This window comes from Staphylococcus sp. NWU MK-U1 (genome assembly GCF_033283505.1).
In the GTDB taxonomy this organism is placed as follows: Bacteria; Bacillota; Bacilli; order Staphylococcales; family Staphylococcaceae; genus Staphylococcus; species Staphylococcus haemolyticus.
The window spans coordinates 167,362-183,817 of sequence record NZ_JAVSMG010000003.1 but is presented as its reverse complement, the minus strand read 5'-3'; the positions used below and the strand labels follow the sequence as shown (position 1 = coordinate 183,817).

The 16,456-nt window shown below is 34.8% G+C and carries 13 protein-coding genes; 2 read left to right on the top strand and 11 right to left on the bottom strand.

Annotated features, from left to right (window positions below; genetic code table 11):
• Nucleotides 1–14 precede the first annotated feature (14 nt).
• Complete coding sequence (locus tag SBL16_RS06380; protein WP_107611289.1) at nt 15–1,454, bottom strand: 6-phospho-beta-glucosidase; 1,440 nt, start codon at nt 1,452–1,454, stop codon at nt 15–17.
• Between the two features lie 214 nt (nt 1,455–1,668).
• Between SBL16_RS06380 and SBL16_RS06375 the strand changes: the two genes are divergently transcribed.
• Nucleotides 1,669–2,373 carry a GntR family transcriptional regulator gene (locus SBL16_RS06375; protein ID WP_107611288.1) on the top strand — a complete coding sequence of 235 codons (705 nt, stop codon included), beginning with the start codon at nt 1,669–1,671 and terminating at the stop codon, nt 2,371–2,373.
• 53 nt (nt 2,374–2,426) lie between these two features.
• Here the strand turns inward: SBL16_RS06375 and lqo are convergent, their stop codons facing one another.
• From lqo to SBL16_RS06355, 4 genes are all read right to left on the bottom strand, one after another.
• On the bottom strand, nt 2,427–3,920 hold the full coding sequence (lqo, locus tag SBL16_RS06370) for an L-lactate dehydrogenase (quinone) (protein WP_053016342.1): 1,494 nt from the start codon (nt 3,918–3,920) through the stop codon (nt 2,427–2,429).
• A 309-nt stretch (nt 3,921–4,229) separates the two neighbouring features.
• Entirely contained in the window at nt 4,230–5,060 is an 831-nt protein-coding gene (locus SBL16_RS06365) for a pyruvate, water dikinase regulatory protein (protein ID WP_107611287.1), read from the bottom strand.
• 1 nt (nt 5,061) lies between these two features.
• A complete protein-coding gene (ppdK, locus tag SBL16_RS06360) occupies nt 5,062–7,689 on the bottom strand; it encodes a pyruvate, phosphate dikinase (protein ID WP_317953304.1) in 2,628 nt (875 codons plus the stop codon).
• A gap of 208 nt (nt 7,690–7,897) precedes the next feature.
• Entirely contained in the window at nt 7,898–8,779 is an 882-nt protein-coding gene (locus tag SBL16_RS06355; RefSeq protein ID WP_107613225.1) for a LysR family transcriptional regulator, read from the bottom strand.
• A gap of 120 nt (nt 8,780–8,899) precedes the next feature.
• On the opposite strand from SBL16_RS06355, the gene SBL16_RS06350 reads away from it, so the two are divergent.
• A complete protein-coding gene (locus SBL16_RS06350; RefSeq protein WP_317953302.1) occupies nt 8,900–9,670 on the top strand; it encodes an SDR family NAD(P)-dependent oxidoreductase in 771 nt (256 codons plus the stop codon).
• 117 nt (nt 9,671–9,787) lie between these two features.
• On the opposite strand, the gene mbcS is transcribed toward SBL16_RS06350, so the two are convergent.
• The 6 genes from mbcS to SBL16_RS06320 form a co-directional block, all read right to left on the bottom strand.
• Nucleotides 9,788–11,383 carry an acyl-CoA synthetase MbcS gene (mbcS, locus tag SBL16_RS06345; protein WP_107611284.1) on the bottom strand — a complete coding sequence of 532 codons (1,596 nt, stop codon included), beginning with the start codon at nt 11,381–11,383 and terminating at the stop codon, nt 9,788–9,790.
• A gap of 165 nt (nt 11,384–11,548) precedes the next feature.
• On the bottom strand, nt 11,549–12,022 hold the full coding sequence (locus tag SBL16_RS06340; protein WP_011274761.1) for an antibiotic biosynthesis monooxygenase family protein: 474 nt from the start codon (nt 12,020–12,022) through the stop codon (nt 11,549–11,551).
• A 71-nt stretch (nt 12,023–12,093) separates the two neighbouring features.
• The gene (locus SBL16_RS06335) at nt 12,094–12,306 is read right to left on the bottom strand and encodes a sterile alpha motif-like domain-containing protein (protein WP_037538349.1); all 213 of its coding nucleotides are present in this window, start codon (nt 12,304–12,306) and stop codon (nt 12,094–12,096) included.
• Nucleotides 12,307–12,422: 116 nt separating this feature from the next.
• A complete protein-coding gene (locus SBL16_RS06330; RefSeq protein WP_053041300.1) occupies nt 12,423–13,604 on the bottom strand; it encodes an amidohydrolase in 1,182 nt (393 codons plus the stop codon).
• Nucleotides 13,605–13,786: 182 nt separating this feature from the next.
• Entirely contained in the window at nt 13,787–15,169 is a 1,383-nt protein-coding gene (locus SBL16_RS06325) for an MFS transporter (protein ID WP_107611283.1), read from the bottom strand.
• Between the two features lie 12 nt (nt 15,170–15,181).
• Complete coding sequence (locus SBL16_RS06320; RefSeq protein WP_107611282.1) at nt 15,182–16,357, bottom strand: M20 family metallopeptidase; 1,176 nt, start codon at nt 16,355–16,357, stop codon at nt 15,182–15,184.
• Between the last annotated feature and the right edge of the window lie 99 nt (nt 16,358–16,456).

Sequence of the window (16,456 nt, the reverse complement as noted above, 5' to 3'; positions counted from 1 at the left end):
AATAATTTCAAAAGTTATAGTTCTTCACCGTTTGACTCAATCACATTACGGTACCATTCAAATGAATCTTTCTTTGTACGTTCTAGTGAGCCATTTCCTTCATTATCACGATCTACGTGAATTAAGCCATAACGTTTTTTCATTTCACCTGTTGTAAATGACACGATATCAATAATACCCCATGGTGTGTAGCCCATTAAATCAACACCATCTTTGTCAACTGCATCAATAGCTGCTTTGATATGTTCACGTAAATAATCTACACGATAATCATCATGGATTTTACCGTTTTCATCAAACTCATCCACGGCACCAAAGCCATTTTCAACAATAAATAATGGAATTTGATAGCGATTATATAAGGCATTTAATGTGTAACGTAACCCTACTGGATCGATTGCCCAACCCCAATCACTCTTCTTAATATAAGGGTTATCTACTGAATTAGGTAAACCACCATTAACAATATTATCTTCGACACTTGCTTCATTATCATGTTTTACGACAGTTGACATATAGTAGCTAAATCCAATGTAATCCACTTTACCATCACGTAAAATTTCATCATCACCCTCTTGCCAACCAATGTCGAAACCTTCACGTTCAAACATCTTCGTCGCATAACCTGGGTAATAACCACGCGCATGAACATCAGGGAAGAAGAAACGCATACGACTAGCCACTTCTGCTTCCATAATATCATTTGGATTACAACTATATGGGTAGATTGGAACATGTGAAATCATCGCACCAATTTCGAATTCAGGATTGATCGCTTTACCAATCTTAACTGCTTTAGCACTAGCGATTAATTCATTATGAGCTACTTGGTACAATACCTCTTCTTTATTATCGTCCTCTTTTAATGAGACACCTGAGTTTGTCCATAAGAAGATTGGATTATTAATGTCCATTTGGTTATTAATTTCGTTAAATGTCATCCAATATTTCACTTTATCTTTATAACGGTTAAATACTGTTTCCGCAAAATGAGCAAAGAAATCTGCCACTTTACGATTTCTGAAACCACCATATTCACGCGCTAAGTGTAACGGCATTTCAAAATGTGAAAGTGTGATAACAGGTTGAATGTTATATTTCAATAACTCATCAAATAAGTCATCATAGAATTGTAAACCTTCTTCATTAGGTTCAACTTCGTCACCTTTTGGAAAAATTCGAGTCCAAGCAATTGATGTTCTTAAGCATTTTAAGCCCATGTCACTAAACATTTTCACATCTTCTTTATAGCGATTGTAGAAATCAATGCCAACATGATTTGGATAATATTTGCCAGGTTCTACATCTTGTGTGATTTCACGCGCTTTACCGTGTGCGCCAGCTGTCATAACATCAATGACACTTAGTCCTTTTCCACCTTGGTCATAGCCACCTTCGAATTGATTAGCCGCTAAAGCGCCACCCCATAAGAAATCATTAGGTAATTTAGACATATTCCAAAACTCCTCTTCCAAATTATTAATCATACGTTTTTATTTTTTAACAACTGTCATATTTTTTATTAGAATGCAAACCCTTTCAAAAACTATTATAATTATACCGGTACAATTTGTAAACAGAATAATCAAAATTATACCGGTACAATTTACTAATAGGGTTTTACATTTGTTATAATAAATATAAATTACGCATTAAGGGAGTTAAATGATGTTAAAGTACGAACGAATTGCTCAAGATATTACAAGTGCCATTGCAAATGATGAATATAATGTTGGTGATAAACTTCCAAGTGTCGAACAATTAAAAGCACGATATGAAGTTAGCAAAAGTACCATTATTAAAGCATTAGGGATACTCCAAAGAGATGGTATAATTTTCCAAACAAGAGGCAGTGGTATTTATGTACGAAATAAAAATAAATCCGGTTATATCAACCTTTTGAAAACAAAGGGCTTCTCAGATAATTTACAAGGTCATGAAGTAACAAGTAAAGTTCTAACGTTTGAGACGATAAAACCTGATGATGAAGTAAGAGCGCACTTACGTTTAACGGAACAAGATGAAGAAGTTTATTATGTCGAACGTATTCGCTATTTAGATCATAACCCTTTATGTATTGAAACATCTTACTTCAATAAAACATTAGTTACTCACCTTGATCGTGACAGTGCGGAACATTCAATATTTGACTATCTTCAATCACAACTTAAGATCAATATCGGCTTTTCAGATATCTATTTCTATATTGATTTTCTAACTGAAGGTGAAGCGCCACAATTGGATCTCAATCTAAATGATCCTTGTATGCGTCATGATTTGACCTTTTACACTAATAAAGGAATACCATTCGATTATTCGAAGATTGTTTACCATTATGAATATGCTAACTTCTTTATCCCTATAGAAAATTAAAAAAGAGTCGCTTGAGCTATAAACTCTCAAGCGACTCTTATTATTAAAACATCTTATTTAGCGTCTTCATAGTATCCTAATTCAAGATCTTTAGACGTTTGACGACGTATTTTTCTCATTAATTCAACATCTTCAATTAATGATTGACCGTATGATGGAATCATTTCTTTAATTTTAGCATTCCATTGGCCGATTTGTTCTGGGAAGTTTTTCTCAAGAACTTCTAAAGCTACTGAAACTGAAGTTGATGCCCCTGGTGATTCACCAAGTAAAGCAATTACTGAATGGTCTTCAGAGTTAACCACTTCTGTACCGAATTGGATAAATCCTTTACCTTCTTTTTCAGTATCTTTAATTACTTGTACACGTTTACCTGCTGTGTATAATTCCCAATCTTCATCACGAGCTTCAGGATAGAATGTACGTAAGTGGTTCATACAACCCTCTTTAGTCATGATAATTTGATCAAATGAATATTTAATCAATGGTAAGTTTTTAACTGCAGCAGCTAACATCGTTGTAATATTATAAGGTTTAATAGATTTGAATAAATCTAAGTTTGAGCCATTTTTAAGGAATTTAGGTCCAACGTTCGCAAATGGTCCAAATAATAAAGTACGTTTACCTTCGATGTAACGCGCATCAAGGTGAGGTACTGTCATTGGTGGTGTGCCTGGTGGTTCTTTACCATATACTTTCGCATCATGTGCTTCAATCACTTGTGGATTAGTACATGCTAAGAATTGACCAGTAATAGGGAATCCACCTAAATGTTTACTTTCAGGGATACCTGTTTTTTGTAGTAATGGAATTGCAGCACCGCCTGCACCAATGAATACATAGTCAGTAACTTCTTCAAATACGTTACCAGTTTTAAGGTCTTTGATTTTAACTTGCCATTTACCATTTGATAAACGTTCAAAGTCAAGTACTTGGTGACTATATTTAACTTCAACATGCTCGTCTAATTCTAAGTGACGTGCCATTTTACGTGTTAATTCACCAAAGTTAACGTCTGTACCTTCGTCGATTTTACTAGCGGCCATTTTGCCGTCATCAACGCGACCTTGCATCATTAATGGAATCCATTTTCTCATTACTTCAATGTCTTCAGTATATTCGATGTTATCGAACATTGGTGATTGTTTCATTGCTTCGTAACGTTTCTTCAAGAATTCTTTATTGTTAACGCCTCTAACAAAACTAATGTGTGGAAGAGGATTAATAAATTCTCTTGGATTCTCGATATGTCCTGCTTTCACTAAGTGACCCCAGAACTGTTTTGAAATTTCAAATTCTTCGTTGATTTCTTTTGCTTTATCAATGTCAATTGAACCATCAGGTTGTTGAACAGTATAGTTCAATTCACAAAGTGCAGCATGACCAGTACCAGCGTTGTGGCGTTCATTAGAACTTTCTAGACCTGGTCGATCCATACGTTCATAAAGCTTGATATTCCAATTAGGCTCAAGCTCATTTAACATAGAACCAAATGTTGTACTTAAGACACCCGCACCAATTAAAATGACGTCTTTTGATTCTGCCATGGTTGTACACCTCTCCAAATTTATTAGTTAACAACTAAAAAGTTATTACTTACTACTCTTTCTCCCTAATATAAAGTAATATCTTTTTATATTAAGATTGTTAAGCCTTTCATTTCTATGTTAAAACAAATATGGTAAATTGTAAATTGGAGAAACTTAATTAAAATTATTTTTTTATATAAAATTGAAAGCATTATCGCTACCTAGTTTTAAAATAAAAACACTTAGTTACAAATATGCAACTAAGTGTTTAAATTTATATACATTCCACTATCTAAATTGCAATCAAAGACTTCTTTCTTCTTGCAATTACAATTTAGGTTGTAAAAACTTCTCAATATAGAATGCTGACTCTTCAATTGATTTATATTCCGTATTGATGACTGTCGCACTTAATTTCTTAAAGACTTCCTCAGCATATACAAGTTCTTTCTTAATACGATCCAAGTTATTGTATCGTGATTCACTAGATAAACCTAATGTTTCTGCACGATTCTTTCGTATGTTTGCAATATATTGTGGACTCGCAGTTAATCCAAATACTTTTAATCCTTTTTGTTTATAAACATTATCAGGAATTTCAATTTCAGGTACCAATGGAATATTAGCTATTTTATAACCTTTGTTAGCTAAATACATACTTAATGGTGTTTTGGATGTTCGTGACACACCAACAATTAATGCATCCGCTTCACCTATATCAGTAAAATGTTTACCATCATCGTATTTAACAGAGTATTCAATCGCTTCAATACGCTTGAAATATTCATCATTTAATTTACGTAACGCACCACTCTCCATAAGCGGTTGACTGTGTGTTACCTTCTCAATAATGCTAATTAAATCAGACATGTAGTCAACATAAGGAATATCATGTTCATGCGCAAATTGATGTCCCAATGCGTTAAAGGATTCACTTACTAACGTCGTCGCTACAATCGCATGTTGTTCACGTGCTAAATTTAAAATATTTAAGAATTCCTCTTCATCTTTAATATATGGAAATTTCTTAATTTCAACATTATGCAAATCAGGGAATTGTGTTAATGTTGCATGAATCATTCGTTGTGCTGTTTCGCCAATGGAATCTGATACGATAAATAACTTTAGAATTTGTTCATTTGATTGAGTTTGGTTCACTTTACTGCTCGCTTTCCTCCGCTTGACTCTGAGCTGTTGCTAAAATTGCACCTGGAACCCGGAATGGTGAGCATGAAACATAGTCTATCGCTAATTGATTGAAGCGACGAATTGACTTAGCATCTCCACCTAATTCACCACATACACCGATTTTGATTTTCGGATTCACTTTTTTAGCTTGTTCAACTGCAATTTCGATTAATTTTCCGACACCATCTCTATCTAACGTTTGGAATGGGTCAAGCTTCAATATATTACTTTCAGTATACACATTTATAAATTTACCTGCATCATCTCTTGAGAAACCAAATGTCAATTGTGTTAAATCATTTGTACCAAAACTAAAGAAATCACAATGTTTTGCTAATTCATCTGCTACTAAACATGCGCGCGGCGTTTCAATCATTGTGCCGATTAAATACGGTACGCTGTCACCTTGTTCATTCTCTAATTGTTCGATGGTTTTAACCAGTTTCTCCTTAAGCGTTGTGAATTCTTCCACAGTTGATACTAGCGGAATCATAATTTCAGGTTTACATGTTATACCCTCTTTTTTAAGTTTTAATACGCTTCCCATAATCGCTTCAACTTGCATTTCATATAACTCAGGGTATGTGATTGCAAGTCTACAACCACGATGTCCTAGCATTGGATTCACTTCATGAAGATCTACAATGCGTTTATTCAATACTTCTTTAGGAATATTGAGTTGTCGTGCTACATTTTCAACATCTTCATCAGAATTAGGTAAAAACTCATGTAAAGGTGGATCAAGCAAACGGACAATTGTAGGACGCTCTCCAGATAATCGGAATATTGCTTCAAAGTCTTCTACTTGATACTTACGAATATTATTCAAAGCTTCTACTCGTTGTTCATATGAAGATGAAAGAATAAATCGTCGCATTTCAACTAAACGTTCCGCTCCGAAGAACATATGCTCCGTACGAACTAAACCAATACCTTTAGAACCAAAGTCATAACCCGCTTTAATATCTTGAGGCGTCTCTGCGTTCATTCGAACATTCAAGCGTGCAATATCCTCTGACCATTCCATAAATTGAGTGAACTCTTCACTGTGTTCAGCACTCACTGTTTCAATCTCACCTATGTAGATGTCACCTTTAGAACCATCAACTGAAATTGTATCGCCTTCATGAAGTTCCCCGCCATCATAGTAAACTGTCTTCGCTACAGTATTGATCTCTAAATCCGAACAACCTGTCACACAACATTTACCCATACCACGAGCTACAACTGCTGCGTGACATGTCATACCTCCGTGTGTTGTTACGATTGCTTCACTCGCAATCATACCTTCTATATCTTCAGGAGACGTTTCCGGACGCATTAAGATAACTTTCTTACCTGCATCGGCTTGTGCCTTAGCATCTTCAGCTGAAAATACAATTTGTCCTGTAGCTGCCCCTGGACTTGCAGGTAAACCTATTTTTGAAATTTCAGTCGCTTGTTTTAATGCTTTTTCATCAAAATTAGGATGTAATAATTGATCGATTGATTTCACATCTACATTTGACATCGCTTCTTCTTTTTTAATGACACCTTCATCTACTAAATCTACTGCTATCTTAATTGCTGCACGTGCCGTACGTTTACCATTACGAGTTTGTAATAAGTATAACTTTCCATTTTCAATTGTAAATTCAATATCTTGCATATCTTTATAATGCTGTTCAAGTTGTTTCGTTACTTCAACAAATTCTTGATGTACGTCAGGCATTTGATCGTGTAAAGTTGAAATGTCTTTTGGTGTACGAATACCTGCTACAACATCTTCACCCTGTGCATTTAATAAATATTCACCAAATAATTTATTTTCTCCGCTCACAGGATTACGTGTGAATGCAACACCTGTTCCACTATTATTACCACTATTACCAAATACCATTTCTTGGATATTAACAGCAGTACCTATGTCATGTGGAATATCATTTAAATCACGATAAATTCGTGCACGGTCATTATCCCAAGACTTAAAGACTGCTTCGATTGCTTCTTCTAATTGTTTCAAAGGTTCTTGAGGGAAAGGTTTATACACTTCTTCCATATAAATGTCTTTGAAACGTTCACAAATTTCTTGTAAACCTTCAGCTGTAATTGCAGCGTCATTTTCAAAGTTGTGACGTTGTTTATAATCTTCAAAATATGTATCAAATGCTTGCATCGGAACGTTGTATACCACTTCACCGAACATTTGTAGTAAGCGACGGTAACAGTCATATGCAAAGCGAGCATCACCTGTTTTGTCTGCAAGTTTCTTTACGTTATCGTCATTTAATCCCAAGTTAAGAATTGTATCCATCATACCAGGCATCGATATTTTCGCACCACTTCGTACTGATACAAGTAATAAGTTAGCATCTGAAGAGAATGCTTTCCCAGTTCTCTCTGAGAAGTCAGCAAGATGATCAATTAATTGTGTTTTTACATCAGTTGATAATGATTTACCTTGTCTTAAGTATTCAATACAAGCTGCAGTTGTTATTGTAAAACCATCAGGCACAGGTAAACCTAAACGTTTCATTTCAGATAGGTTAGCACCTTTACCTCCAAGTAAATCTTTCATCGATTTTTGTCCTTCATCAAAAGCATAAATATATTTCGTCATTATAATGTCACCTCAATTAATTATTATGTCATACTAATTAATATTGAGTATGTCATATAATTAAAATAAATACAATTAAAAACATCACATTTAGTTTCAAGATTTATAAAAAAGACACAATTAAAGCATAAAACAGCCTTATGATAATAATTAAAAGTCTGTTTTACACGCTTTAATTGTGTCATACTATTTATATATGTTATTCAGTTTAAGTGATATGATTCTGAAAATAATCAGTTACAAAAGTCTTAAATGACGACGCTACTTCTGTAAAGTAATGAGATTTTTTATAAGCTAAACCAATCTCCCGATAGCAATGTTCATTGTTAATAGGTATTGCTACAATTTGCTTATCCAAATTTCTTAAGGCTTGTTTGGGTGTGAATGAGATGCCTATATTCATAGCTACTAGTTTTAAGATAGCGCTCGAATCCTCAACCTCTACTTGATAATTAGGAACAATCCCTTCTTGTTTTAAAATGCGATCTATCGTATCTCGAAAACCATAACCTTCAATTTGACCTATCAATCGTTCATCTTTAATTTGTATTAATTCAATAGAAGTACATTGAGAGAGAGGATGTTCTTTACTAACAGTTAAATAAATATCATCTTGTATGATAGGTTCCCAACTAATATCGCGATGTTCAATTTTAGAAGATGATATAGCAAAATCTACTTCGTTATTTAAAATCAAATGAGTGGCTCGTTCAGATATTGCTTGATATTGCTTAATTTTAATATTGGGATGTCGTGACACATAATTTTGAATGAGTAATGGCATGACATGTGGAAATGTTACTGCAAAAGTAACTTGACCACTTTCGATACCTGTCAATTCCTTGATTATACGTTCACCTTCATTTAATTCCCTAAATGCACTATCTATATAATTCAGCATTAATTCACCATATCGGTTTAAGTAGATATGTCTGCCTTTCCGGTCAAATAATGCCACACCCAACTCATCTTCAATTGTTGCAATTGCCTTACTTAGTGCTGGTTGAGAAATATTCAGTCGCTTTGCCGCCTCTGTAATATTATTCATATTAGCTACCACTTTAAAATATTTTAGCTTTGTAATCTCCAAATGCTACACCTCAATTCATAACTTTAAGTTATAAAAATATAATTATTACGCATTATACATTATATATTGGCGATGATACCATTAAATTGTGATGAGACTATTTTTGAAAAGGGGATTATTATGAGACTAGAAAACAAAGTAGCTTTAATTACTGGTTCAGGTGGTGGAATGGGCTTCGAAACTGCTAAGCGTTTTGTTGAAGAGGGTGCAACAGTTATCATTTCAGACCTTAAAGAAGATGTAGTCAATCAAGCGGTTGACACACTTTCTAAAGAAACTAATCAAAAGGTATACGGTTATGTCTTAGATGTTTCTAAAGAAGCTAGCGTTGAAGATACATTTTCGAATATTAAGCATGATATTGGTAAATTAGACATACTCATTAATTGTGCGGGTATAACTGGTACTGACAAAACGACAGACCAACTCACAGAAGAAGAATGGGATCAGGTATTTGCAGTCGATATAAAAGGCGTATTCTTCTGTACTAAACATGCTGTACCACTCTTACGTGAAAATGGTGGCGGTTCAATCGTCAACTTCTCATCTATCTTAGGTTTAGTGGGTACAGATGAACTCACACCATACGCAGCTGCTAAAGGTGCTGTTACAAATATGACACGACAAGATGCCATCAGCTTTGGTAAAGATCACATTCGTGTTAACTCTGTTCATCCAGGTACAATATTAACACCTTTAGTGAAAAAACTCGGTGCAGAAACAGAAGGTGGTTTAGAAGCCTATACTGCTAAAATGTCTAAACGTCATCCAATTGGCTATTTAGGTGAACCTGTAGATGTTGCCAATGCAGTATTATTCTTAGCAAGTGATGAAGTTCGATTTATTACAGGTGCAGCATTAACTGTAGACGGTGGATACACTGCCAGATAATATGCTTCATCAATTGGTATCGATTACTCAATCAAATACAAACTGATACACAAAAATAACACCTCGTTAGATGACCAAAGCATTTAACGAGGTGTCTTTTATACATTGAAATCGATATTATTTAAATCCATTTTCTTTATTATATTTCTCACGTTCAGCATCGCGTAATTCAACACGACGGATTTTACCTGAATTTGTTTTAGGTAATGAGTCTACAAATTCAATTGCACGTGGGTATTTATATGGTGCTACTTCATTCTTCGCGAAAGTTTGTAATTCTTTAACAAGGTCAACATTACCTTGATAATTATCTTGTAAAATAACGAATGCTTTAACAATGTTGCCTCGAATTTCATGAGGACTTGCTACAACAGCACATTCTTTAACGGCCGGGTGATTTGTTAAGGCATCTTCAACTTCAAACGGTCCAATCGTATAGCCTGAACTGATGATAATATCATCTCGTCGACCTTCAAACCAGAAATAGCCATCTTCATCTATATGCGCTAAGTCTCCAGTAATGTAATAGTCACCCGCTTGAGCTGCTTTCGTACGTTCTTCATCTTTATAATAACCTTTAAACAAACCAGGGAAATCAAGTGGTAAAGCTATATTTCCTTTAACATTTGTTTCAACCGGTTGTCCTTCATCATCAACGATCGTAACACGGCTACCTGGGATTTCTTTACCCATTGAACCTGGTCGTGATTTAGTGTCTTTTAAGAACCCGATTAATAAAGTACTCTCTGTTTGTCCATAACCATCACGCACCGTTAAATTAAAGTTATTGCGGAATTGTTCTACAACTTCACGGTTTAATGGCTCGCCTGCTGATACAGCACTGTGAAGGTGTTCTAAGTTATATTCTTGTAAATTGTCTAATTTCGCCATCATACGATATTCTGTTGGTGTACAACATAAGACATTGATTTCAAAGCCTTGTAATAATTCAAGATAACGAGAAGGGTTGAATTTACCATTATAAACAAATGCTGTTGCGCCTGAACCCATAATTGATAAGAAAGGACTCCATACCCATTTTTGCCAACCTGGTGCAGCTGTCGCCCACACTAAGTCGTCTTCTTTAATACATAACCAATGTTCTGGCGCCATTTTCATGTGTGCAAAGCCCCAACCATGAGAATGTGTAACAGCCTTAGGATTTCCTGTCGTTCCAGATGTATATGATAAGATGGCTAAATCGTCTCTTGAAGTTTTTTCAATATCTAACGCATCACTTTGAGACGCTTTTTCATCTTCAATATTAATCCAGTCCGTTTCGTGTCCGTCAATGATAAATTTCGTTAATGCGTCATACTCTTTAACGCCTTTGAACTCTTCAATAAAATCAGATTTAGCAATTACTGCTTTAATCTCACCATGTGTAATTCGATATTGTAAATCTTTAGTTCTTAGCATTTCTGAACTAGGAATGATCGCAATACCCAGTTTTAATGCAGCAAGATAAAGTTCATATGTCATAATTGCTCTCGGCATCATGATTAATACTTTATCTCCTTTTTTGAGCCCGTGATTTAATAAGACATGTCCCACTTTATTGGCATTTTTAATTAATTCTGAATATGTCACTGTAATTGGTTCGTCTACCCCATTTTCATAAATTAGGGCTTTCTTCGATGTATTAGAAGCATGTTTCTCAATTTCTGAAACAATATTGTAAGTCTCTGGTGCTAATAAACTTGAATTATCCATTACTATACTCCCTTTCAGTTCGACCTTATTTATTATCTTATCAAACGCTTTAGTCTGATGAAATCAAAATCATTTATGTAAACGTTTTTACAATTTGATTTGAAATTGAAAAAGATTAGCACATATGTCGATAACAATGACATTGGCTTAATCTTTATATCTGTACTAGAAAATATGACTTAAATCTAATTTTGACTCTAAACCAGATAGCTCAATACGCACATTATAAGATAAATCACGATTAACAATGTTGCGATCAACACCACGTTCAGTGCCTCTATGTTTATGGGTTTGACTATATTCATTAGAATTCTGCCAATCATAAAATGCCTGACGTTCTTCCCATAAAGTTAAAATAATATAGTGTCGTCCTGCTACTTGTGGACGTAAAAATCTTAAAGCTTTAAATCCTGGAACATTTTGTAAGTATTTAGGACGTTCTAAGAATTTCTTCTCGAATGCATCTTCCATACCTTCATTAACAAATAAATGATTTAACACACAAAAAGAATCATTTGATAAATCATCAATCACTTCTAACACATCATATTGATGTTCATCATTATTTTTCTTTATTGAAATCGTGTTATCGCCTTTTTCTTCTACTACATAAGTTTTGTAACTATCTTTTAAAATCATGATTCTTATCCTTCATTTCTAAACTAGCACTGAGCTACTATTAAATTTGTATATCTATATGCGTTCTGTCATTATAATTGGCTTTGTTCATAAAGCGAGATAGAACGCTTTACGATTTCTAAAAATTCGTGGTCCAATGTTGTAATTTTCGTAAAATAACTAAGTATGTTATCAGAAATTCGTTCATACTTTGGGAAATGCTGATCTTGGCTAATCCAATGTGCAAGTTCGCCTAAAGGGGTTTGGTCACCAATAAATCCTTGCATAAATTCGTAAAAACTCATTATCTCACCCCAGTGTTTAGATATACGCTAATACTATCATGATACATAGCTTTACACTAGTACTGGAAAGCCAACAATTTCTGAACTTTTGTTGGCTATGTTGAGATAAGCATTTTTTATTTAGAATTTAAGTAATCTAACACAACTGCACCCACAGCTTCTGCTGCGACTAACATACTTTTCTCATCAATTTTAAATTTAGGGTGATGATGAGGGTACGCTTTTCCATCTTGAGGCGCAGCACCTGAATAAATAAATGTGCTTGGCAATGTTTTAGCATAAAATGCGAAATCTTCTGATGGCGGTTGTGCTTCACATTCTTCTACCCCTTTTACGTCATCTAAATCAGCTTTTTTAATAGTTTCTGCAACATAATTTGTAAAATCAGGGTCATTATATAGTGCTGGATAGTCTTTACTAAACTCAAAGTCACATTTAACACCAAATGTTGCTTCAAGACCTTTGACCATTTGTTGTAATTCGTCAGCAATTTTATCACGTGTAGCATCGGTTAATGCACGCACATCACCTTCAAGCTCGATTTTATCTTTGATGACATTAAATTGACCTTTACCATCAAATGAGCCAATTGTTACAACACCTGTTTCAAACGGGTTAAGGCGACGTGAAACGATTGTTTGTGCAGTAGTAACAAAGTTAGCACCAGCGACAATCGCATCGTTTGCTGTATGAGGTGATGAACCATGACCACCTTCACCTTGTATCGTTAACTTAAAGTATGAACGACCTGTTTGAACATTTTCAGGACGGTAGAACACTTTACCCGGTTCCATATTCGTCATTACATGTGTACCTAGCACATGATCGACACCATCTAGCACGCCATCTTCAATCATGCCTTTGGCACCACCTGGAGGCATTTCTTCTGCTGGTTGATGAATAACGATCACTTTACCGTTAAATTGATCTTTCATTTCAATTAACGTTTCAGCTAAAATTAACATATACGCAGTATGCGCATCATGACCACATGCATGCATCACACCATCATTTTTAGACGCAAATGACAATCCAGTATCTTCTTGGATTGGTAAAGCATCAAAGTCTGCTCTAATCGCAATTGTTTTTCCAGGATTGCCGCTATCGATAGTCACTTTCACACCATTTTCACCGACATTCGTTTTAACTTCACAGTCTTTGTCTTTATAGAAATCAGCAATATATTTAGGTGTTTCTGATTCTTGGAATGATAATTCTGGATGTTCATGTAAGTGTCTACGAATTTCAATCATTTTTTCTTCTTTCTCTTGTAGACGTTTTACTAGATCTTTCATCATTATATCCACTCCTTTTTCCTCATTATATGCTTTTCTCTTTGAACAATGTTGCGTCACGGTTTCATATGTTCCAAACATGATTCAATGTTACATTCATTTATAGTCTTCTTTTCCCGAAAAAAGAAGCATATGCGAACATTGATAAATGCTTGCATATACTTCTGTTAAATGGTTATCGTTAATTATTTAGATTGTTGTTTAGGAACACCGATAAGTATAACTGTAAATGAAATGATTGCCATTAAAATGTTCAACCATAATCCTAACATTGCACCAAAGTTAATATTAACCATCGCTGCCCCGATACCATATAGCGTACCTGAAAGGGCAATACCAAAGGCACCACCAAGTGAAGATGCCATTTTATAAATACCAGATGCCACACCTACTTTATCTTCAGGAGAATTTGAAATGGCTGTATCGGTAGATGGTGTCGCATAGAAACCTAATCCTAGTCCGTATAGTAAGTAACCAATGACACATACGACAACATACATTTGTGAAGATAGGAATGTAAATGATATTAATAAAATACCAACCATATTCAATGCAGTACCCAGTAACATTGGTTTTCTTGCGCCAACTTTTTGGAGAACCTTTTCACCGACACGAATCATCAATAATACTGTAATTAAATACGTAATTGAAAGTAGTCCGGTTTGAAATGTTGAGAAACCTAACCCTTGTTGAACAAATGTATTAGCAACGATTAGCGTACCGGCAACTCCATTCAACATGAAATTAGAAACTGTTGCACTCGTATACGCTTTATTATTAAATAATTTAAAGTCTATTAATGGGTAGTGCATTTTCATTTCGACACGAACAAAGATGATTGTTGAAATAATAAACACTGCAATTAAAGCTAAAATCGTTGGTGAGAATAAACCTAATTTAGCACTTTGAGTGATTACAACATTAATACTTAGCATCATGATGACAAACAACGTAAGTCCTACAAAGTCAAATTTAGTATTTGTTGTTTGGTTCGCTTTAGTTTCAGGAGTACCTTTAATTAATAGAATAGCTAAAATCGCAACAATAATAGAGATAATATAAATCCAGCGCCAACCAATTGCTGTATCAATCATACCTCCAAATAGAGAAGCAAATCCTGAGCCACCCCAAGACCCAATTGACCAGAAGCTCAACGCACGTTGTCGATCTGAACCTTGATAATACGTTTTAATGATCGCTAATGTAGATGGCATAATTGCTGCTGCTGATAACCCTTGAATAATACGACCAAGAATTAACATTAGTGTAAATGGTGTTACAATGATCAATAATGAGCCAATAATACTCAATATTAAACCAATGTACGTCATTTTTACGCGGCCTAATTTATCGGCGAAGCTACCTGCACCAACGACAAACATACCACTAAATAACGCCGTAATACTTATCGCAATACTTGTTGTACCAATACTACTTGAAAATGAATGTTGAATTGTTGGCACTAAATTGAGTAATGATTGCGCAAACAACCAAAATGTAATTACGCCGAGTACAATACCTAATAAAAGCTTATTATTTCCAGTGAATTGTTGTTGTTTCATTTCCATAATGCTCTCCCCTTAACTTAAGTAGTCTAAAACGACTGTCCCTACTGCTTCTGCAGCTACTAACATTGATGATTCATCAATTGTGAATTTTGGATGGTGATGTGGATAAATCTTGCCATCTTTAGCTGCAGCGCCTGAATAAATAAATGTACTTGGTAATGTCGCTGCATAGAAAGCGAAATCCTCTGAAGGTGGTTGAGGTTCACAAACTTCAATACCTTGAATATCATCTGCATCCGCTTCTTTAATTGTTTGTGCAACATATTGTGTAAATTCAGGGTCATTATATAATGCTGGATAATCCTTTTTAAATTCGAACTCACATGTAACGCCAAACGTTGATTCAAGACCTTCTACTAAGCGTTTCAATTCTTTTTCAATTGTGTCACGTGTGTCATCAGTTAGCGCTCTTACATCACCTTCAAGTTCTACCGCATCTTTAATAACATTAAATTGACCTCTACCATCAAATGAACCGATTGTAATAACGCCCGTTTCAAATGGACTTAAACGTCTTGATACAATCGTTTGTACTTCCGTAACAAATTGAGCACCTGCAACGATCGCATCGTTTGCCATATGTGGTGAAGATCCATGACCACCTGAACCTTGTACTTTTAATTTAAAGTAAGCACGTCCAGTTTGTACAAAGCCTTCTCTATAGAATACTTTTCCTGCTTCCATTGTGCTCATTACATGTGCACCTAACACATGGTCTACACCATCAAGCACGCCATCTTTAATCATGCCTTGCGCACCACCTGGAGGCATTTCTTCTGCTGGTTGATGAATAATAATAACTTTACCTTTAAATTGATCGTTCATTTCTATTAATGTTTCACCTAAAATTAACATATAAGCTGTGTGTGCATCATGGCCGCAAGCATGCATAACACCTTCATTTTTTGAAGCAAAAGGTAAGCCCGTAGCCTCTTGAATTGGTAAAGCGTCAAAGTCTGCTCTAATCGCAATCGTTTTACCAGGTTTACCACTATCTATCGTCACTTTGACGCCATTAGGTCCTACATTAGTCTCTACTTCGCAATCTTTATCTTTGTAGAAATCAGCGATATATTTTGGCGTTTCCTGTTCTTTGAATGATAACTCAGGATGTTGATGTAAATATCTTCTTATTTCAATCATACGTTCTTCTTTTTCTTGTAAAGTGTTAATTAATTGTTTATTCATAATTCATCTCTCCTCACTTATTATTGTATCGTTTATCTCTAAATTTAATATTCAATCATTGTCCTATTCAGCACTAAATTTATTTATTTTCGAATTAAA